A 21,088-nucleotide genomic window follows, 5' to 3' on the forward strand; every position below is an offset into this window, starting at 1 on the left:
TCCGGCATGAAGAAGCTCACCGCACTGCTTGTGCTGCTGGTCCTGGCCTTGGCGGCCTGGTGGTTCGGCGGCCCGTACCTGACCGTCAATGGCCTGTCCAAGGCCATCGAGCAGCGCGACACTGCGCGCCTGGAGCGCTACGTCGATTTCCCGCGCGTGCGCAGCAGCCTGCGCGCGCAGCTCAATGACTACCTGGTGCGCCAGTCCGGCCCAGACGTGGCGGCCAGCCCGTTCGGTGCCCTCCTCTACGGCCTCGGCGACCAGCTCGGGGGGGCCGCGGTGGAAACCATGGTGACCCCGACCGGGATCGGCGCGATGCTGCAGGGCCACGTGCTGTGGAAGCGTGGCCGCAATGAACTGCAGGGTGGCGACGCCTTCGGCGCAACTGAACCGGCGCGGCCGTTGAAGAATGCCGAACATCATTTCGAAGCGCTGGACCGCTTCGTGATCGATGTGGATCGCGGCCCCGGCCAGCCACCGATGAAGGTGGTGCTGGAGCCGCAGGGCCTGCGCTGGAAAGTGGTGGACCTGCAGCTGGGGATGTCGGGCAGCCCGTAGCCCCATGCCGCTGCGCTCGCCGGGCATGGCCCGGCGCTGCCGCCTTGTACCCCGCTCTGGTAGACGCCCACCTTGGTGGGCGCGGCTGCGCCGCGATGCCAACCAGGGTTGGCAGCTACCGGGCTCAGCCTTCGTTGGCGACGCCGTGCGGTACGTGGCCGGCGGCTACATGCTCGCGGGCGCTGTCGATGTTGTGCTGCGAATCATCGAAGAAGATGTCGGCACCGAAGGCCTGCAGGAACGGTCCCTTGTGCCGGCCGCCGAGGAACAGCGCTTCGTCCAGGCGCACGCCCCATTCCCGCAGGGTACGGATCACCCGCTCGTGCGCCGGGGCCGACCGCGCGGTCACCAGTGCGGTACGGATCGGCGCGCTGTCGCCAGCCGGGAACACTTCCTGCAGCGTGTGCAGGGCCGACAGGAAGCCGCGGAAGGGGCCGCCACTGAGTGGCTCGCGGGCGCGTTCGCGTTCGTGGCGGCCAAAGGCTTCCACGCCCTGCTCGCGCGAAATGCGCTCACTCTCGTCACCGAAGATCACTGCGTCACCGTCGAAGGCAATGCGCAGCTGGCCGGCCGGGCGACCGGTATCGATCTGGTCGGCCGCTGCCGCAGCGGTCTCGCCCGGTGGTTTGGGCAGGATGGTCGCCGCCGCGATGCCATGGCGCAGCGCACTACGCACCGATTCCGGGTTGGCCGACAGGAACAGGTCGGTGCCGAACGGCTTCACATACGGCCAGGTCGGCTCGCCAGCGGTGAACGTCGCACGGATGATGCCCAGGCCGTAATGCTGGATCGAGTTGAAGATGCGCAGGCCGGTATCGGCCGAATTGCGCGACAGCAGGATCACCTCGACCCGCGGGTTCTCCGGGCTGGCGCCCTGGTTCAGTGCCAGCAGCTTGCGCACCACGGGAAAGGCCACGCCGGGACCGAGGATGTCGTCCTCATGCTGGCGCTGGAACTCGGCATAGGCCGCCACGCCATCGCTCTCGAACAGCGCATGGCTTTCCTCGAGGTCGAACAGCGCGCGCGAGGTGACCGCGACGGTCAGCAAACGGGGGGAGTTGTCGCCCATCGGTGGGGGTCCTTCAAGCGGTCGGCGGGGCCGGCCGCCCATTGTCCTCAAAAAACGAACTGTTCGCTCAGGATCCGGTCTTCCAGGTTGTGCTCCGGGTCGAACAGCAGGGTCACACGACGGTCCCTCGACTCGCGGATGGTCACCTCGACCACATCGCGGGTCTCGTGCGAATCAGCGGTGACGCTGACCGGACGCTTGTAGGGATCGAGCACGCGGAAGCGCACTTCTGTGTCGGCCTTGAGGATCGCGCCGCGCCAGCGTCGCGGCCGATACGGAGCCAGCGGCGTCAGCGCGATGGTATGCGACCCCAGCGGCAGCACCGGGCCGTGCGCGGAATAATTGTAGGCGGTACTGCCGGCCGGGGTGGCCACCAGCACGCCGTCACCGATCAGCTCGGCCACCCGCTCCTGGCCGTTGAGGTCGATGCCGATATGGGCCGCCTGCCGGGTCTGGCGAAGGAGCGAGACATCGTTGTACGCCAGCGAGCCGGTGCTGGTCCCGGACTCGGTCAGCGCCACCATTTCCAGCGGGCGCAGGTTGGCCGGTTCGGCACGCGCAATGCGGGCCTGCACGTCATCGTCGCCACGGTACTGGTTCATCAGGAAGCCAACGGTGCCCAGCTTCATGCCGAACACCGGCTTGCCCAGGTGCCCGTGCCGGTGCAGGGTCTGCAGCATGAAACCGTCGCCACCCAGCGGGCACAGCACGTCGGCCTGCTCGGGCGCGTGATCGCCATAACGCGAGATCATCGCCGCGCGGGCCATCTGTGCAGGTTCGGCGGTGCTGGCCAGGAAAGCGATGCGGGGGGTGTCGCTCATCGGTGGATCCGGGTGGGTGTGCCAGCAAGAGCATACCCGGTCGTGCCGGCCGCTGGCCGGCTGCTGCACCCGGTTGCGATTCATGAGGTTGCCGGCCAGCGGCCGGCACTACCAGACAATGCAGAACGGCCCCGCTTTCGCGGGGCCGTTCCTCCAACTGCTGCAGATCAGGAGCCCCCCTGAGTCAGCGGGGCGCGCCAACGGCGCGGGGGTCTGGGAGCATGGTTGGCATGGGGCCCACGGTTTGCAGAGCAATCCGTGGGGCGTCAGCGCGAATGCGCTTACGCACCATGCGCGGCCAGCTGGCCCAGGCGCTGCACCGCGACCGAGACGGTCGGGTAGTCCAGGGTCTTCTGCTCGGCCAGTTCGGCCAGCATCGCCAGGGTGAAGCGCAGGCTGTTGTCGTCGCGGCCCATCCAGGCAGCGACCTTGGCCTCGGCACTGTTGCCCTTGGTGCCCAGCACCTGCCCGGCCAGGTTGCGGTGGTTGGCTGCCAGCTCGTCACGCAGCACGCCACGCGCCACCGCGTGCCAACGACCGTTGACCTCCAACGCGTCAACCTGCTCGAACAACCACGGCAGCTGCAGGGCATCGCCCAGGCGGAAGTGGACCTTGGACACGTCCACCGGCTTCAGCTTGCGGGTGCGGGCCAGTTCGATGATGTCGAACGCCGGCTCCAGGAAGTGCAGTTCGGCCAGCTGCTGTGCCAGCGCGGACGGCAGGCCCTTTTCCTTCCACTCGGCCACCAGGGCTTCGTAGGTCGGACGCTGCGAATCCGGCAGCACGCCCGAAGCAACGCGAATGTCGTTGAACGGGCCCTGGTAGCGGTTGACCGCCTCGGTGATGCCCGGCATCGCGCCCGGGCGCGACAGCAGCCAGCGCACGAACGAACGCTGCAGCTTCCAGATCACTTCCAGTGCGTCGATCTGCACCGACTCCGGCACCTTGCCGTCGAGCGCGTCGATCTGCGCCCACAGTGCGCGTGCATCCAGCGTTTCACGGCTGATGGTGTAGGCCTTGGCGACCTCGGCGATGGAACGGCCGGTGTCTTCCTGCATGCGCATCAGGAAGGTGGCGCCCATGCGGTTGATGGTCTGGTTGGTCACGGCCGTGGCGATGATTTCGCGCTTCAGGCGGTGACGCTCCATCGCGTCGGCGTACTTCTTCTGCAGCGGGGTCGGGAAGTAGCGCTGCAGCTCCTTGGACAGGTACGGATCTTCCGGAATGTCCGAATCCAGCAGCTGGTTGAACGCCACCAGCTTGGAATAGGACAGCAGCACCGACAGTTCCGGACGGGTCAGGCCCTGGCCGCGTGCCTTGCGCTGCGAGAGCTCGGCATCGGACGGCAGGAACTCGATCTGGCGATCGAGCAGGCCCTGCTGTTCCAGGGTGCGGATGAAGTGCTGCTTGGACCCCAGGCGCTTGACTGCCATCCGCTCCATCAGGCTCAGCGCCTGGTTCTGGCGGTAGTTGTCGTTGAGCACCAGCTCGGCGACCTCATCGGTCATCGACGCAAGCAGCTTGTTGCGCTGCTCGACGGTCAGCTTCTTGGCCCGCACCACATCGTTGAGCAGGATCTTGATGTTGACTTCGTGGTCGGAGGTATCGACGCCGGCCGAGTTGTCGATGAAGTCGGTGTTGAGCAGCACGCCGGCCTGGGCAGCCTCGATGCGGCCCAGCTGGGTCATGCCCAGGTTGCCGCCCTCGCCCACCACCTTGCAGCGCAGCTCGCCACCGTTCACGCGCAGCGCGTTGTTGGCGCGATCGCCGACATCGCTGTGCTGCTCGCTGGCGGCCTTGACGTAGGTACCGATGCCGCCATTCCACAGCAGGTCGACCGGTGCCTTCAGGATCGCGCTCATCAGATCGTTCGGCGACAGCGCCTTGACGTTCTCGTCCAGGCCCAGCGCTTCGCGCACCTGCGGGGTGATCTCGATCGACTTCAGGCTGCGCGGGTACACGCCGCCGCCCTTGCTGATCAGCTTGGTGTCGTAGTCCGCCCAGCTCGAACGCGGCAGGGTGAACAGGCGCTCACGCTCGATGAACGACGTGGCCGCATCCGGATTCGGGTCCAGGAAGATGTGGCGGTGGTCGAACGCAGCGACCAGGCGGATGTGGCGCGACAGCAGCATGCCGTTGCCGAACACGTCGCCGGACATATCGCCGACGCCAACCGCAGTGAAGTCCTGGCTCTGGCTGTCGCGGCCCAGCGCACGGAAGTGGCGCTTGACCGATTCCCACGCGCCGCGCGCGGTGATGCCCATGCCCTTGTGGTCGTAGCCGACCGAACCACCGGAGGCGAATGCATCGCCCATCCAGAAGCCGTGCGCGATGGCCAGGCCGTTGGCGATGTCGGAGAAGGTCGCAGTGCCCTTGTCGGCGGCCACCACCAGGTACGGATCGTCCATGTCGTGGCGCACGACATCCACCGGCGGCACGATCTTGTTGTTGACGATGTTGTCGGTGATGTCCAGCAGGCCCTGGATGAACAGCTTGTAGCAGGCCACGCCGTTGGCGAAGATCGCGTCGCGATCGCCGTTCACCGGCGGGGTCTTGGCGAAGAACCCACCCTTCGCGCCGACCGGCACGATGACGGTGTTCTTGACCATCTGTGCCTTGACCAGGCCCAGCACTTCGGTACGGAAGTCTTCGCGACGATCCGACCAGCGCAGGCCGCCACGCGCAACCGCGCCGAAGCGCAGGTGGGTACCTTCCACGCGCGGGCCGTACACGAAGATCTCGCGGTACGGGCGCGGCTTCGGCAGGTCCGGCACCAGCGCCGAATCGAACTTGAAGCTGATGACATGGCCGTGCTGGCCGTTGGCATCGGTCTGGTAGTAGCTGGTACGCAGGGTCGCGTCGATCACGCCCATGAACGAGCGCAGGATGCGGTCCTCGTCCAGGCTGGACACGCGATCCATCAGCTTCAGCAGTGCATCGCGCGCGGCCTGCATCTGCGCGTCGCGGTCCCCCTTGCGGGCATCGACCACGCTCTTGAGCACCTTCAGGGTGGCATCGTCGCCAGCGGCCAGCACATCGAAGTGGGCCTTCAGCTGGGCCTGACCGGCCGCGATGTCGTCCTTGCTCTCATGGCCGGTAGCCGGATCGAAGCGGGCCTCGAACAGTTCGACCAGCAGGCGGGCCAGCAGCGGGTAACGCGCGAAGGTGCCTTCCACGTAGGCCTGCGAGAACGGCACGCCGGTCTGCAGCAGGTACTTGCAATAGCCACGCAGCATGGCGACCTGGCGCCAGTGCAGGCCAGCAGCCAGCACCAGGCGGTTGAAGCCGTCGTTCTCGGCGTCGCCGTGCCAGACGCGGGCGAAGGTCTCGCCGAACGCTTCATCGACACTGGCGGCATCGATCACGCCAGCGGTCGACTCGACTTCGAAGTCCTGCACGTACACCGGCGCGTTGTCGACCGACAGGCGGTACGGACGCTCGGCGATCACGCGCAGGCCCATGTTTTCCATCATCGGCAGCGCGTCCGACAGCGGGATGTCATCCAGCTGGCGATACAGCTTCAGGCGCAGGCCATCGCCGCTTTCGCGCGGCACGGCCTGCAGGCTCAGGCGCAGGTCGTCCGGGCCGGTCAGCGCGTCGAGCTGGCTGACATCGTTGGCGGCAACGGCGGTGCTGTTGTCTTCGATGTAGCCGGCCGGCAGCGCCTTGCCGATGCGGGCGGCGATGCGCAGGCCTTCGGTCTCGCCGTGGCGGCTCACCAGCGCTTCGCGCAGGTCGTCCTGCCAGTTGCGCAGCACCTGGGCCAGCTTCTGCTCCAGTTCGGCGGTATCGACGTCGAGCATTTCACCCGGCTTCGGGCGCACGATCAGGTGAACCTGCGCCAGCGGCGATTCGCCCAGCACCACCGAGCTGTCGACGAACTCGCCGTGCAGCGCGTCCTTGAGCATCGCTTCGATGCGCAGGCGCACGTCGGTGTTGAAGCGCTCGCGCGGCAGGTAGACCAGCGCGGAGATGAAACGGCTGTACTTGTCACGGCGCAGGAACAGGCGGCTGCGCACGCGTTCCTGCAGGCCCAGCACGCCCATCGCGGTGCGGAACAGTTCGTCCTCGCTGGACTGGAACAGTTCTTCGCGCGGCAGGGTTTCCAGGATATGGCGCAGGGCCTTGCCACTGTGGCTGGCCGGGGCCAGCCCGGACTGCTTCATCACGTGCTCGTGGCGCTGGCGCACCAGCGGGATTTCCCACGGGCGACGGTTGTAGGCGCTGGAGGTGAACAGGCCGAGGAAACGCTGCTCGCCGATGATCTTGCCCTTGGCGTCGAACTCCAGCACGCCGATGTAGTCCATGTAGCCGGCGCGGTGCACGCGCGAACGGGCATTGGTCTTGGTCAGGATCAGCGCATCCTTCAAACCGGACGTGGTATTCAGGCCCTGCGCGGCCAGCGTCTTGACCGGACGGGCGGCGGACTTGTCCTTGCCGCGCATCAGGCCCAGGCCGGTGTCGTTCAGCGGCGCCAGCACCTCTTCCTTGCCCTGCTTCTCGACGCGGTACTCGCGGTAGCCGAAGAAGGTGAAGTGGTTGTCAGCGGCCCAGCGCAGGAACTCCTGTGCTTCCTTGCGCGACGCGTCGTCGACGGGCAGCTGGCGGCTGCCCAGGTCGTCGGCCAGTGCCAGCGCCTTGTCCTTCATCGGCTGCCAGTCGCGCACGATTGCACGCACTTCATCCAGCGCCTTGTTGATGGCCTGCTCGATGGCGGCCATCGCATCGGCCGGCTGGCGGTCGATTTCCAGCAGCATCACCGACTCGGCATCACCTTCGCCGACCTTGACCAGCTTGCCGGCCTTGTCGCGGGTGAAACGCAGTACCGGGTGGCCCAGCACGTGGACGCCCACGCCCTGCTCGGCCAGCGACATGGTGACGGTATCGACCAGGAACGGCATGTCGTCGTTGACGATCTGCAGCACGGTATGCGGCGATTCCCAACCGTTGGCCTTCGCGGTCGGATTGAACACGCGGACGTTGGCCTTGCCAGCCTTGCGGGCCCGGGCGAATTCCAGCGTCTCAGCCGCGAGAGCGGCCCACTCTTCAGCGCTGTGGTGCGGGAACTCGTCCGACTCCATGCGCTTGTAGAAGTCAGTGGCGAAGGCCACTGCTTCGGCCTGTGCGGCCGCGGGGTAGCGCTTGCGCAAGGCCGTGTACACCGGCTCCAGGGAGAAACCAGCGGTCACTGCGACCTCCGACTCTGCTGGTTTCGTCTTGTTTTTCACGGTCTTGGCTGCGGTTTTTTGCGGTTTCATGGCAGAGCGATGCGCTTGCTCAGTTGGGAAAATGAAATTGTAGCCCTACCGCACGAAAAGGCCTTGCTGCAGGACGGAATAAGCAGATTCGGGTTTGCTGCGGTTTAGACGCCTATTCAGTTCGCTCCGGTATGGAGCTGGCGCCTGCTTCAGCACTGCCGACAGGATCGGCAAAGCGTGTTACCGGAAGACACACGCGGCGACGCCGATTCGATTCCACAATCCTGAACTGGACGGTATAGTCCACCGCGTGAACCCGGCCTACCTCCCCGTTGCCCTCGACGCACGCGATGAGCGCGTGTTCGATGCCGTGCGCGAACTGCTGGCCCAGCAGGGCATCCAGATGAGCATGGACGCGGTGGCCCAGCATGCCGGCTGTTCCAAGCAGACCCTCTACTCGCGCTATGGCAGCAAGCAGCAACTGCTGCGCCGGGTAATGCAGCGCCACGTCGGCCACGCCACCGGGGCCATGGTTCGTGCACTCCGCAGTGACGACCTGCGTGCCAGCCTGCTCCAGTTCGCCACCGACTTCCTGGAGCATTTCAACCAACCGCACGTAGGGCAGGCCTGCCGGCTGATCGCGGCCGAGGCGGCCCAGTTTCCCGAAGAGGCGCGTACGCTGTACCGGCATGGTGCCGGCGCGTTGTCGCTTCATCTTGCTGAATGGATTGAAACCGTTTGCATGCAGGGCCAGCTCCGGCATGACGACCCGCACTTCATGGCCGAACTGCTGCTGAGCATGATCGCCGGTCAGGATTTCGACAAACAGCGCTTCCATACCCCCCACCGTGATGACGCGCTCTTGCGTCGGCGCTGGGCAGAGTTCTCCGTCGACAGCTTCCTGCGCGCCTTCGCGCCTCAGCCGTCGCCGGCCCCGTCTACAAACCAACCCCGGAGTTCCTCCTGATGACCGCCCCACTCCGCACCCTTGCCTTGACGTGCGCCGTTGCTGTCGCGCTGGCTGCCTGCAAGAAGCCGGAACAGCAGACGCCCCCGCCGCCGGAGGTGGGCGTGATCGACGCCAAGCCGCAGACCCTGCCGCTGCAGCGCGAACTGGCCGGCCGCCTGTCGCCGTTCCGCAGCGCCGACGTCCGCGCACGCGTGCCCGGCGTGCTGCTCAAGCGCGTCTACCAGGAAGGCTCGCAGGTCAAGCAGGGCCAGACCCTGTTCCTGATCGACCCGGCGCCGCTGCGTGCCTCGCTCAACGCCTCCGAGGCCCAGCTGGCCTCGGCCCGCGCGACCTACGCCAACGCCAAGGTCGCCGCCGACCGCGCACGCTCGCTGGCCCCGCAGCAGTTCGTCTCCAAGTCCGACCTGGACAACGCCGAATCGGCCGAGCGCACCGCGCTGGCCGCGGTCAAACAGGCCGAAGCGGCAGTGACCTCCTCGCGGATCAACCTGGGCTATGCCGAAGTGACCGCGCCGATCAGTGGCGTGGCCAACAAGCAGCAGGTCACCGAGGGCGCGCTGGTGGGCCAGGGCGATGTGACCCTGCTGACCACCGTCGACCAGCTCGACCCGCTGTACGTCAACTTCTCGTTGAGCGTGGACGAGCTGACCCAGCTGCGCGCGCAGCAGGCCAAGGGCGCGCTGGCGCTGTCCGGCGACGGCAAGGCTACGGTCAACGTCAAGCTCGCCGACGGCACCACCTATGGTGAGCCGGGCACGCTGGACTTCTCCTCGACCACGGTCGACCCGGCCACCGGCGCCGTGTCGTTGCGCGCGCTGCTGCCGAACCCGCAGCAGATCCTGCTGCCGGGCGCCTTCGTCAGCTTCCAGGCCAACCTGGGCGAGCGCAACAACGCCTTCCTGGTGCCGCAGCAGGCCCTGCTGCGCGATACCACCGGCGGCTACGTGATGGTGGTCGGCGCCGACGGCAAGGTCGTGCGCAAGAACGTGAAGACCGATGGCGCGCAGAACGGCAACTGGCTGGTCAGCGACGGCCTGGCCGCCGGTGACAAGGTGATCGTGGCCGGCGTGCAGAAGGTCAAGGAAGGTGCACCGGCGGTGGCCAAGCCGTGGACCCCTGGCCAGGACGCCAACGGCAAGCCGGCCGCAGGCGGCGCCGCCCCGGCGGGCGCTGCACCGGCTGCAGGCAAGGCACCGGCCGACGCGGCCAGGCCCGAGCAGGCCGATGCGGCCAAGCCGGCCGCCACCGATTCGAACAAGCAGTAACGGGAACCTTCCGTCATGCCTAAATTTTTCATCGAACATCCAGTCTTCGCCTGGGTGGTTGCGATCCTGATCTCGCTCAGCGGCGTGATCGCGATCCTCAACCTGGGCGTGGAGTCCTATCCCAACATCGCCCCGCCGCAGGTCACCGTCTCGGCGACCTATCCGGGCGCCAGCGCCGATACCACGGAAAAGTCGGTCACCCAGGTGATCGAGCAGCAGCTGACCGGCATCGATCACCTGCTGTACTTCAGCTCCTCGTCCGCCTCCAACGGCCGTGCGCAGATCACCCTGACCTTCGAGACCGGTACCGATCCGGACATCGCCCAGGTGCAGGTGCAGAACAAGGTCTCGCTGGCCACGCCACGCCTGCCTTCGGAAGTCACCCAGCAGGGCGTGGTGGTGGCCAAGGCCAACGCCGGCTTCCTGATGGTGGTGGCGCTGCAGTCCGATACCCCGACCATCAACCGTGACGCGCTGAACGACATCGTGGGCTCGCGCGTGCTCGACCAGGTCTCGCGCATCCCCGGCGTCGGCAGCACCCAGCAGTTCGGTTCCGAGTACGCCATGAACATCTGGCTGAACCCGGAAAAGATGCAGGGCTACGGCCTGTCGGCCAGCCAGGTACTGGCCGCGGTGCGTGCGCAGAACGTGCAGTTCGCCGCCGGCGCGCTGGGTTCGGATCCGTCGCCGGAAGGCCAGCACTTCACCGCCACGGTCTCGGCCGAAGGTCGCTTCAGCTCGCCGCAGGAATTCGAGAACATCATCCTGCGTGCCAACGCTGATGGCTCGCGCGTGCTGCTGAAGGACATCGCCCGCGTCGCCTTCGGTGCCAACAACTACGGCTTCGACACCCAGTACAACGGCAAGCCGACCGGCGCCTTCGCCATCCAGCTGCTGCCGGGCGCCAACGCCCTGAACGTGGCCGAAGCGGTGCGCGCCAAGATGGACGAGCTGCAGCCCAGCTTCCCGGCCGGGGTCACCTGGTTCTCGCCGTACGACAGCACCACCTTCGTCAAGATCTCGATCCAGGAAGTGGTCAAGACACTGTTTGAAGCAGTGTTCCTGGTGTTCCTGGTGATGCTGATCTTCCTGCAGAACTTCCGCGCCACGCTGATCCCGACCCTGGTCATCCCGGTGGCCCTGCTCGGTACCTTCCTGGGCATGTGGATGATCGGCTTCACGATCAACCAGCTGACGCTGTTCGCGATGGTGCTGGCGATCGGCATCGTGGTCGACGACGCGATCGTGGTGATCGAGAACGTCGAACGCATCATGACCGAGGAGGGCCTGGCGCCGAAGCCGGCCACGCAGAAGGCGATGACCCAGATCACCGGCGCGGTGGTGGCGATCACCGTCGTGCTGGCCGCGGTGTTCATCCCCTCCGCCCTGCAGGGCGGTGCCGCCGGTGAGATCTACAAGCAGTTCGCGCTGACCATCGCCATCTCGATGGCGTTCTCGGCGTTCCTGGCGCTGGGCTTCACCCCGGCGCTGTGCGCGACCTTCCTCAAGCCGACGCACAACGACAACCCGAACATCGTCTACCGCACCTTCAACAAGTACTACGACAAGATCAGCCACACCTACGTGGGGCACATCACCTCGGCGGTGCGCCATGCGCCGCGCTGGATGATCCTGTTCGTGGTGCTGACCGCGCTGTGCGGCTTCCTGTTCACCCGCATGCCGGGCAGCTTCCTGCCGGAAGAAGACCAGGGCTATGCGCTGGCGATCGTGCAGCTGCCGCCGGGCTCGACCAAGGGCCAGACCAACGAAGTGTTCGCGCAGATGCGTGGCATCCTGGAAAAGCAGGATGGCTATGAAGGCATGCTTCAGGTGGCCGGCTTCAGCTTCGTCGGTTCCGGCGAGAACGTGGGCATGGGCTTCATCCGCCTGAAGCCGTGGGAGGAACGCAAGTTCACCGCGCCCGAGTTCATCCAGAACATGAACGGCGCGTTCTACGGCATCAAGGAAGCGCAGATCTTCGTGGTCAACCTGCCCACCGTGCAGGGCCTCGGCCAGTTCGGTGGCTTTGACATGTGGCTGCAGGACCGTAGCGGTGCCGGCTACGAACAGTTGACCCAGGCCCGCAACATCCTGCTCGGCCAGGCCGCGCAGAAGCCGGACCACCTGGTTGGCGTGCGCCCCAACGGCCTGGAAAACGCGCCGCAGCTGCAGCTGCACGTGGACCGCGTGCAGGCGCAGTCGATGGGCATGTCGGTGTCGGACGTGTACAGCACCATCCAGCTGATGCTGGCCCCGGTGTACGTCAACGACTTCTTCTACGAAGGCCGCATCAAGCGCGTGACCATGCAGGCCGATGGTCCGTACCGCACTGGCCAGGAATCGCTGAAGAGCTTCTACAGCCCGTCCAGCCTGACCCAGAACGCCGATGGCACCAACGCGATGATCCCGTTGAACACGGTGGTCAAGTCCGAATGGGTGTCGGCGCCGCCGTCGCTGAGCCGCTACAACGGCTACTCGGCGATCAACATCGTCGGTTCGCAGGCACCGGGCACCAGCTCGGGTGAGGCGATGCAGACCATGGAAGGCATCGTCAACGACGACCTGCCGGCCGGCTTCGGCTACGACTGGTCGGGCATGTCCTACCAGGAAATCCTGGCCGGCAACGCTGCGACCCTGCTGCTGGTGCTGTCCATCGTGGTGGTGTTCCTGTGCCTTGCCGCCCTGTATGAAAGCTGGTCGATCCCGGTGGCGGTGCTGCTGGTGGTGCCGCTGGGCGTGCTGGGTGCCCTCGGCCTGTCGATGCTGCGCGGCCTGCCCAACGATCTGTTCTTCAAGATCGGCCTGATCACCGTGATCGGCCTGGCGGCGAAGAACGCGATCCTGATCGTGGAGTTCGCGGTGGAGCAGCGCGCAGCAGGCAAGAACCTGCGTGATGCCACCATCGAAGCGGCGCGCCTGCGTTTCCGCCCGATCCTGATGACATCGTTCGCGTTCATCATGGGCGTGATCCCGATGGCGATCTCCACCGGTGCCGGCGCCAACTCCCGCCACGCCATCGGTACCGGCGTGATCGGCGGCATGCTGTTCGCCACCCTGCTCGGCCTGCTGATGATCCCGGTGTTCTTCGTGGTCGTGCGCCGCATGCTGGGCGACAAGCTGGACGAACCGTCCAAGGAGTTCATGGAACGCCAGCGCGATGCGGATGCCGCACATCGTCCGGATCGTTGATCCGGTGCTGCGCTGAGAACGAGAAGGCCCCGGAGCGATCCGGGGCCTTTTTATTGCCACAATTGAATTCATGCCAACCCAGGTTGGCATCTACCGGAACAACGGCATGGCCGATATCCGTCAACCTGGGTTGGCGCTGTTCGGGCAACGCCTCAGCGCATCACCGCGACCACGGCGCACACCGCCACCAGAATCAGCGAGGCCCACTGCATGGGTACGAAGAAGAAATGGTGGGGCGCGGCCTCCCCCTTCTGCCGCGGCGCACGGTTGAGCCACAGGCCCAGCACCACGTTCACCGCTGCGCCGAGGCCTGCGCCCAACAGAACCTGTGACAGCGGAGTATTGCCCTTGGGGCCGTCATGCGGAAAGAAGTACGCCAGCAGCAGGATCGCTGCAATCGGCGTCACCAGCGTCATGATTCCCCAACCGCGATAGATCATCGTGCAGACCCATGAAAAAAACGGCCTGCATTGTAGCGGGGCTTTGGGAGGGCGCCGCAGAATGAAATGTATGGCGATGCGCAGGTTGCCGCTCTGTAGAGCCGAGCCCATGCTCGGCTGCTTGTACCGGAGCCGAGCATGGGCTCGGCTCTACAGACGGCCAGAGAACAGCGCATCCACGCGTGGCGTGGACCTACCGCCGCGCCGCCATTGCGGCGGCGCGGCCATGCGACTCAGCGCAGCCCGGTTTCGTTGCGGGCGATCACCAGGCGCTGGATCTCCGAAGTACCTTCGTAGATCTCGGTGATCTTGGCATCACGGAAGTAGCGCTCCAGCGGCATTTCCTTGGAATACCCCATGCCGCCGTGGATCTGCACCGCCTGGTGGGTAATCCACATCGCCGCCTCAGAGGCGGTCAGCTTGGCAATGGCAGCCTCATTGCTGAAGCGCTTGCCCTGGCCCTTCACCCACGCCGCGCGCAGGGTCAGCAGCAGCGCTGCGTCCAGCTTGCACTTCATGTCGGCAATCTTGGCCTGGGTCATCTGGAAGGTACCGATGGCCGCGCCGAATGCCTTGCGCTCCTTGACGTATTCAATCGTCGCTTCATAGGCGGCACGGGCGATGCCGATGGCCTGCGAAGCGATGCCGATGCGACCGGCATCGAGCACGCTCATGGCGATCTTGAATCCCTCGCCTTCCTGGCCCAGCACGTCTTCGGCCTGCGCCACGTAGTCGTTGAACTCGATCTCGCAGGTGGCCGAGGCGCGGATGCCCAGCTTGGGCTCGGTCTTGCCACGACCGAAACCGGCCTTGTCGGTATCGATGATGAAGGCGGTGATGCCGCGCGCGGCCTTGTCCGGCTCGCTCATCGCGAACAGCACGATGTACTTGGCCACCGGACCGGAGGTGATCCAGCTCTTCTTGCCATTGATGACGAAGGTGCCGTCGGCCTGCTTCACCGCGCGGCAGCGCATGGCGGTGGCATCGGAACCGGACTGCGGCTCGGTCAGCGCGAACGCGCCGATGGCCGTGCCTTCGGCGATGGCACGTACGTAGGTCTGCTTCTGCTGCTCGGTACCGTGGGTCAGGATGCCGTTGCAGAACAGCGAATTGTTGACCGACATGATGGTCGAATGGGCTGCGTCGGCGGCGGCGACCTCCACCATCGCCAGCACGTACGCAACCGGGTCCATGCCCGCACCGCCGTATTCGGTCGGCACTTCAATGCCCATCAGGCCGTTCTCGCCCAGCAGGCGGATGTTGTCCAGCGGGAACTCGCCGGTGCGGTCATGATGCTCCGCACTGGGGGCGATCTTCTCCTGCGCGATGCGCCGCGCAACGTCCTGCAGCATCAACTGCTCTTCGGTAAAGCTGAAATCCACAACACCCTCCCGGGTACATGAAGTTATGGGCCGCATACGGCGCGCCCAGGTGCTCCGATTGTACCGGGGCCCGGCAGTTTCCGTACGCTGGCGACTTGACCGCGACAGCCCCTTCAGCGAATATATCTCTATATCGCGATAGGTAGATGTTTATGGATCTGGAAGACTGGTCGACCCGCCTGAAGGTGTTCGCCGATGCCACTCGCGTGCGCCTGCTGGCGCTGCTGGAGCAGGAGGAACTGACCGTGGCCGAACTGTCGGCGATCACCCGGCTGGCACAGCCGCGGGTGTCCACCCATCTGGCGCGCCTGAAGGAAGCCGGCCTGGTTCGCGACCGCCGTGCCGGCGTGTCGGCCTATTACCGCTTCGACGAGGCCCAGCTGGACCCGGCGCAGCGTGCATTGTGGCATGCCTTGAGCAATGGAAGCGATGACCCGCTGCTTCGCCAGGACGCCGAACGCGTCGCCGCCGTGCTGGCCCACCGCGCCTCCGACCAGAACTGGGCCGACAGCGTGGCCGGCGACATGGAGCGCCACTACTCTCCAGGCCGGACCTGGGAGGCCCTTGCGCGCACCGCGCTGCCACTGCTGGAAACCGGCGACGTGCTGGACATTGCCTCCGGTGATGGCGTGCTGGCCGAACTGGTTGCCCCGCATGCCAAGCGCTACATCTGTATCGACACCAGCGCACGCGTGGTCGCCGCCGCCAGCGAGCGCCTGCGCCGCCTGCCCAATGTGGAAGTGCGCGAGGGCGACATGCATGCCCTGCCGTTCAAGGACAGCAGCTTCGATCTGGTCGTGCTGATGCACGCGTTGACCTACGCCAGCAAACCGGCGCAGGCAGTGACCGAAGCCGCGCGCGTACTGCGACCGGGTGGCCGCCTGCTGCTGTGCAGCCTGGCCCGGCACGAGCACAAGGCGGCCGTGGAGGCCTATGGCCACGTCAACCTCGGCTTCAGCGACAAGGAACTGCGCAGGTTCGTCGACAAGGCCGGCCTGCAGGTGTCCAGCCTGGAGACGGTCACCCGCGAGAAGCGTCCGCCGCACTTCGAAGTGATTTCGCTGATCGCCAACAAGCCCTGAGCCCGAGACCGCCATGCCCGCCCTGCCCTGGTTGCATCCAGATCGTGCCAACGCCCTGCTCGACGCCCTGCGCGAGCGGATCCTGATCATCGACGGCGCGATGGGTACGATGATCCAGCGCCATGGCCTGCAGGAAGACGATTACCGTGGCGAGCGCTTCGCCGATGGCTACGACCATCTGCATGGCCCCGGCTGCGATCACGCCACACCGGAAGGCCATGACCTGAAGGGCAACAACGATCTGCTGCTGCTGACCCGGCCGCAGATCGTCGCCGACATCCACACCGCCTACCTGGAAGCGGGCGCAGATCTGGTCGAGACCAACACCTTCAACGCCACGTCGGTCAGCCAGGCCGACTACCACCTCGAACACCTGGTGTACGAGTTGAACAAGGCCGGCGCTGCGGTCGCGCGCGCGTGCTGTGATGCAGTGGCCGCAACCACCCCGGGCAAGCCGCGGTTCGTAATCGGGGTGATCGGCCCGACCAGCCGCACCGCTTCGATCAGCCCTGACGTCAACGATCCCGGCTTCCGCAACACCAGCTTCGACGAGCTGCGCGACACCTACCGCGAAGCCATCGAGGGCCTGATCGACGGCGGCGCCGACACCCTCATGGTCGAGACCATCTTCGACACGCTCAACGCCAAGGCCGCGCTGTATGCGCTGGAGGAAGCGTTCGATGCGCGCGGCGCGCGGCTGCCGGTGATGATCTCCGGCACCATCACCGACGCTTCCGGTCGCACCCTGTCCGGGCAGACCGCCGAGGCCTTCCACGCATCTCTCGCCCACGCCCGGCCGTTGTCGATCGGATTGAACTGCGCGCTGGGTGCCGATGCGATGCGCCCGCATGTGGAAACCCTCTCGCAGGTCGCCGACTGTTACGTCAGCGCCCACCCCAATGCAGGCCTGCCCAACGCGTTCGGCGAGTACGACGAAACCCCTGAAGAGATGGCCACCACCCTGCGCGGCTTCGCCGAGGATGGCCTGTTGAACCTGGTCGGCGGCTGCTGTGGCTCCACCCCCGAGCATATCCGTGCAATTGCCAATGCCGTGGCCGGACTGCCGCCGCGCGCACTGCCCGGCACCCGGGAGCAGGCCGCATGAACGTTGCCGCCACTGTCCCGCACTTCCCGCCCTACCGCTGTTGAGCCGACGCCTGCCATGACGCCTGTCCGCCCTACCCGCCTGTCCGGCCTGGAACCTCTGGTCATCACCCCGGACCTGCTGTTCATCAATGTCGGCGAACGCACCAACGTCACCGGCAGCGCGCAGTTCCGCAAGCTGATCAAGGAAGGCCGCTACGAGGAGGCGGTGGACGTGGCCCGCCAGCAGGTGGCCAGCGGCGCGCAGATCCTCGACGTCAACATGGACGAGGGCCTGATCGATTCGGAAGCGGCGATGACGCGCTACCTCAACCTGATCATGTCCGAGCCGGACATCGCGCGCATCCCGGTGATGGTCGACTCCTCCAAGTGGAGCGTGATCGAGGCCGGCCTGAAATGCCTGCAGGGCAAGAGCGTGGTCAACTCGATCTCGCTGAAGGAAGGCGAAGCGCTGTTCCGCGAGCACGCGCGCAAGGTGCTGCGCTATGGTGCCGCGGCAGTGGTGATGGCGTTTGACGAGGCCGGGCAGGCAGACACCTGTGCGCGCAAGGTCGAGATCTGCACACGCGCCTACCGCATCCTGGTCGACGAGATCGGCTTCCCGCCGCAGGACATCATCTTCGACCCGAACATCTTCGCCGTCGCCACCGGCATCGAAGAGCACGACAACTACGCGGTGGACTTCATCGAAGCCACCCGCATCATCAAGCAGACCCTTCCGCACTGCCATGTCTCCGGCGGCGTCTCCAACGTCTCGTTCTCGTTCCGAGGCAACGAAACCGTGCGCCAGGCCATCCATTCGGTGTTCCTGTACCACGCGATCGCCGCCGGCATGGACATGGGCATCGTCAACGCCGGCGCGATGCCGATCTACGACGAACTGGAGCCGGACCTGCGCGAGCGTGTCGAGGACGTGATCCTCAACCGTCGAAGCGATGCCACCGAGCGCCTGCTGGAGATCGCCGAGCGCTACAAGGGCAAGAAGGGCGCGGCGAAGACCGAAGATCTGGCCTGGCGCGACAAGCCGGTGGCACAGCGCTTGGCACATGCCCTGGTACACGGCTTGGATGCCTTCGTCGAGGAAGACACCGAACTGGCCCGGCAGGCCTCCAGCCGCCCGCTGGACGTGATCGAAGGACCGCTTATGGACGGCATGAACATCGTCGGCGACCTGTTCGGCGCCGGCAAGATGTTCCTGCCACAGGTGGTGAAATCCGCGCGCGTGATGAAGAAGGCCGTGGCCTACCTGCTGCCTTACATCGAGGCGGAAAAGGCGCGCAGCGGTGACACCGCCAAGAGCAACGGCAAGATCATCATGGCCACGGTGAAGGGCGATGTGCATGACATCGGCAAGAACATCGTCGGCGTCGTACTGGCCTGCAACAACTTCGACGTGGTCGACCTCGGCGTGATGGTGCCGGCGCAGAAGATCCTCGATGCTGCCCGCGAGCACAACGCAGACCTGATCGGCCTGTCCGGGCTGATCACCCCGTCCCTGGAGGAGATGAGCCACGTCGCCCGCGAGATGGAGCGCCAGGGCTTCGACCTGCCGCTGCTGATCGGGGGCGCGACCACTTCGCGTGCGCATACCGCGCTGAAGATCGACCCGCACTACAAGGCGCCGACAGTGTGGGTGAAGGTTGCGTCGCGCGCGGTTGGCGTGGCGCAGTCGCTGATCTCGCGTGATCTGCGCGAGGCCTTCGTTGCCGCCAACGAAGCCGACTATGCCGAAATCCGCGCACGCCACCGCAACCGGGGCGACGCCAAGCGCCTGGTCACACTGGAACATGCGCGCGCGCAGAAATTCCATGGCGGCTGGGACAACTACACTCCACCGACACCGAATCAGCCCGGCCTGCACGTGTTCGACGACTATCCCCTGGCCGAACTGGTCGACTACATCGACTGGACGCCGTTCTTCCAGGCCTGGGAGCTGGCCGGCAAGTTCCCGGCGATCCTCACCGACGGGATCGTCGGTACCCAGGCCAGCGAGCTGTACAAGGATGCCCGTGCGATGCTCGAGCGCATCGTCGGCGAGAAGTGGCTGACGGCCAAGGCCGTGTTCGGCCTGTGGCCGGCCAACAGCATCGGCGACGATGTCCGCGTGCAGCACGCACAGGGCGAAACCACCCTGCACTTCCTGCGCCAGCAGGTGGACAAGCCAGCCGAACGCCCGGATTTCTGCCTGGCCGATTTCATTGCACCGGCCGACAGCGGAAAGCAGGACTGGATCGGCGCGTTCGCTGTCACCGCCGGCATCGGCATCGACGCCCACGTCGCGCGCTTCGAGGCCGAGCATGACGATTACAACGCGATCCTGCTGAAAGCACTGGCCGACCGCTTCGCCGAGGCGCTGGCCGAGCGCCTGCACCAGCGCGTGCGTACCGAATTCTGGGGCTACGACCGCGCCGAGACGCTGGACAACGAGGCCCTGATCGACGAGCAGTACCGCGGCATCCGTCCGGCACCGGGCTACCCGGCCTGCCCCGAGCACAGCGAGAAGCGCCGCCTGTTCGACCTGCTGCAGGCTGAGAAGAACGCGGGCATGGAACTGACCGAGAGCTTCGCGATGCTGCCCACGGCCGCTGTCTCGGGCTACTACTTCAGCCATCCGCAGAGCCAGTACTTCGTGGTCGGGCGGCTCAGCCGCGAACAGGTCACCGACTATGCCCGGCGCAAGGGCGTGGACCGCGCCCAAGCCGAACGCTGGCTGGCCTCCAACCTCGACTACGACCCCGAATGACACGGTAGCGCCGGGCCATGCCCGGCGTCATCTCCCGTCCGCCGGGCATGGCCCGGCGCTACCGTGCATTATTCCCGCGATGACCGTTCCCGTTGCCCGCCTCTCAAGTTTCTACCTGTTCTACTACGCGGCGCTCGGCGCGTTCACGCCGTACTGGAGCCTGTTCCTGACCGCGCGCGGCATGAGCGTGACCGCGATCAGCGTGATGATGGGCCTGTGGTACGCCACCCGCGTGATCGCACCCAGTACCTGGACCTCGCTGGCGGCCGCATCACCGCGGCCGATCCGCCTGCTGCGCGTCGGCTGCGTGCTGACCCTGCTCAGCTTCGCTGCCTTCCTGCTGCCACTGCCGCAGCCGTGGATGTACCCGGCGATGATCGTGTTCTGCTTCTTCTACAACGCGGTGATGCCGCAGTTCGAGTCGATCACCCTCACCCACCTGGGCAACGACAGCCATCGTTACGGGTTGATCCGGGTCTGGGGTTCGCTCGGCTTCATCGCCGTGGTCACCTTGTTCGGCTGGCTGATCGAAGGCGATGGCGCCGGCAACCACGCCGGATTGTTGCCGTGGATGATGCTGCCCCTGTTCGTGCTGCTGGTTGCCTCGGCCTTCAGCAATCACTACGCGCGCGGCATCGGCAAGACTGCGGGTGACGCCAGCGGCTTCTGGCAGATCGTGCGCCGGCCGCCGGTGCTGGCGTTCTTCCTGGCCGCCTTCATGGAACAGCTGTCGTTCGGCCCGTACTACACGTTCTTTTCGGTCTACATGGACCATCACGGTTACCGTACCTCCACCCTCGGCCTGCTGTGGACCATCGGCGTGGTCTTCGAAGTGGGCGTGTTCTTCACCATCGGCCGCTTCTTCCGCCGCTACGACGCCAGCTGGATGCTGCTGATCGCGCTGGTCAGTTCCTGCCTGCGCTGGGCTGTGACAGCACTGTTCCCGGAGAACCTGCCGGTGATGCTGCTGGCGCAGACCGCGCACGCGCTGGGCTTTGCCGCGTTCTTCGCTGCAGCGATGCAGATGCTGGCGACCTGCTTTCCCGGTCGTCTCAACGGCCACGGCCAAGGACTGCTGTACGGCTTTTCGTCCGGTGTCGGCGGTGTGCTGGGCGCGCTCATTGCCGGCCAACTGTGGAAGATCGACGACGGCCGCACCGCGTTCCTGGCCGGCAGCGGCTTCGCCCTGATTGGCGCCCTGCTCTGCTTCTTCGCGCTGAGCCTGCCGCTGATACGCGCGCGCCGGACCCACGGCGCACACTGACAA

The 21,088-nt window shown here is 66.0% G+C and carries 13 protein-coding genes; 8 read left to right on the plus strand and 5 right to left on the minus strand.

The features are described from left to right. The first annotated feature begins 6 nt into the window (after window positions 1-6). On the plus strand, window positions 7-558 hold the full coding sequence (locus AC5P7X_RS07035; RefSeq protein WP_053500721.1) for a DUF2939 domain-containing protein: 552 nt from the start codon (window positions 7-9) through the stop codon (window positions 556-558). A 124-nt stretch (window positions 559-682) separates the two neighbouring features. On the opposite strand, the gene AC5P7X_RS07040 is transcribed toward AC5P7X_RS07035, so the two are convergent. The 3 genes from AC5P7X_RS07040 to AC5P7X_RS07050 all read right to left on the minus strand — a co-directional run bounded on the left by AC5P7X_RS07040 (window position 683) and on the right by AC5P7X_RS07050 (window position 7,706). Next, window positions 683-1,627: a 5'-nucleotidase gene (locus AC5P7X_RS07040; protein ID WP_005417414.1), complete on the minus strand. Its 945-nt coding sequence runs from the start codon at window positions 1,625-1,627 to the stop codon at window positions 683-685. A gap of 47 nt (window positions 1,628-1,674) precedes the next feature. Continuing rightward, window positions 1,675-2,448 carry an NAD kinase gene (locus AC5P7X_RS07045; RefSeq protein WP_005417415.1) on the minus strand — a complete coding sequence of 258 codons (774 nt, stop codon included), beginning with the start codon at window positions 2,446-2,448 and terminating at the stop codon, window positions 1,675-1,677. A gap of 281 nt (window positions 2,449-2,729) precedes the next feature. Then, complete coding sequence (locus AC5P7X_RS07050) at window positions 2,730-7,706, minus strand: NAD-glutamate dehydrogenase (RefSeq protein WP_070490443.1); 4,977 nt, start codon at window positions 7,704-7,706, stop codon at window positions 2,730-2,732. A gap of 250 nt (window positions 7,707-7,956) precedes the next feature. Between AC5P7X_RS07050 and AC5P7X_RS07055 the strand changes: the two genes are divergently transcribed. From AC5P7X_RS07055 to AC5P7X_RS07065, 3 genes are read left to right on the plus strand one after another with little or no spacing between them, the layout of a single operon-like run. Next, the gene (locus tag AC5P7X_RS07055) at window positions 7,957-8,613 is read left to right on the plus strand and encodes a TetR/AcrR family transcriptional regulator (protein ID WP_005417420.1); all 657 of its coding nucleotides are present in this window, start codon (window positions 7,957-7,959) and stop codon (window positions 8,611-8,613) included. Continuing rightward, entirely contained in the window at window positions 8,613-9,881 is a 1,269-nt protein-coding gene (locus AC5P7X_RS07060; RefSeq protein WP_495214661.1) for an efflux RND transporter periplasmic adaptor subunit, read from the plus strand. The genes AC5P7X_RS07055 and AC5P7X_RS07060 overlap by 1 nt, the downstream gene beginning before the upstream one ends. A gap of 15 nt (window positions 9,882-9,896) precedes the next feature. After that, window positions 9,897-13,070: a multidrug efflux RND transporter permease subunit gene (locus tag AC5P7X_RS07065; protein ID WP_053499470.1), complete on the plus strand. Its 3,174-nt coding sequence runs from the start codon at window positions 9,897-9,899 to the stop codon at window positions 13,068-13,070. A gap of 152 nt (window positions 13,071-13,222) precedes the next feature. Here the strand turns inward: AC5P7X_RS07065 and AC5P7X_RS07070 are convergent, their stop codons facing one another. Further along, window positions 13,223-13,621, minus strand: a complete 399-nt coding sequence (locus tag AC5P7X_RS07070) for a hypothetical protein (protein WP_229766042.1) — start codon at window positions 13,619-13,621, stop codon at window positions 13,223-13,225. Window positions 13,622-13,743: 122 nt separating this feature from the next. Then, window positions 13,744-14,892, minus strand: a complete 1,149-nt coding sequence (locus tag AC5P7X_RS07075; protein WP_005417433.1) for an acyl-CoA dehydrogenase family protein — start codon at window positions 14,890-14,892, stop codon at window positions 13,744-13,746. Window positions 14,893-15,044: 152 nt separating this feature from the next. On the opposite strand from AC5P7X_RS07075, the gene AC5P7X_RS07080 reads away from it, so the two are divergent. From AC5P7X_RS07080 to AC5P7X_RS07095, 4 genes are all read left to right on the plus strand, one after another. Next, a complete protein-coding gene (locus tag AC5P7X_RS07080) occupies window positions 15,045-15,974 on the plus strand; it encodes an ArsR/SmtB family transcription factor (protein WP_049465810.1) in 930 nt (309 codons plus the stop codon). A 13-nt stretch (window positions 15,975-15,987) separates the two neighbouring features. Further along, complete coding sequence (locus AC5P7X_RS07085; RefSeq protein WP_329842441.1) at window positions 15,988-17,079, plus strand: homocysteine S-methyltransferase family protein; 1,092 nt, start codon at window positions 15,988-15,990, stop codon at window positions 17,077-17,079. A gap of 57 nt (window positions 17,080-17,136) precedes the next feature. Continuing rightward, on the plus strand, window positions 17,137-19,821 hold the full coding sequence (gene metH / locus AC5P7X_RS07090) for a methionine synthase (RefSeq protein ID WP_495214663.1): 2,685 nt from the start codon (window positions 17,137-17,139) through the stop codon (window positions 19,819-19,821). Between the two features lie 79 nt (window positions 19,822-19,900). Next, window positions 19,901-21,085 (plus strand): MFS transporter, encoded by a 1,185-nt coding sequence (locus AC5P7X_RS07095; protein ID WP_495214664.1) that lies wholly within the window; start codon window positions 19,901-19,903, stop codon window positions 21,083-21,085. The last annotated feature ends 3 nt before the right edge of the window (window positions 21,086-21,088 follow it).

This window comes from Stenotrophomonas sp. YJH_SMC_53 (assembly GCF_059369995.1).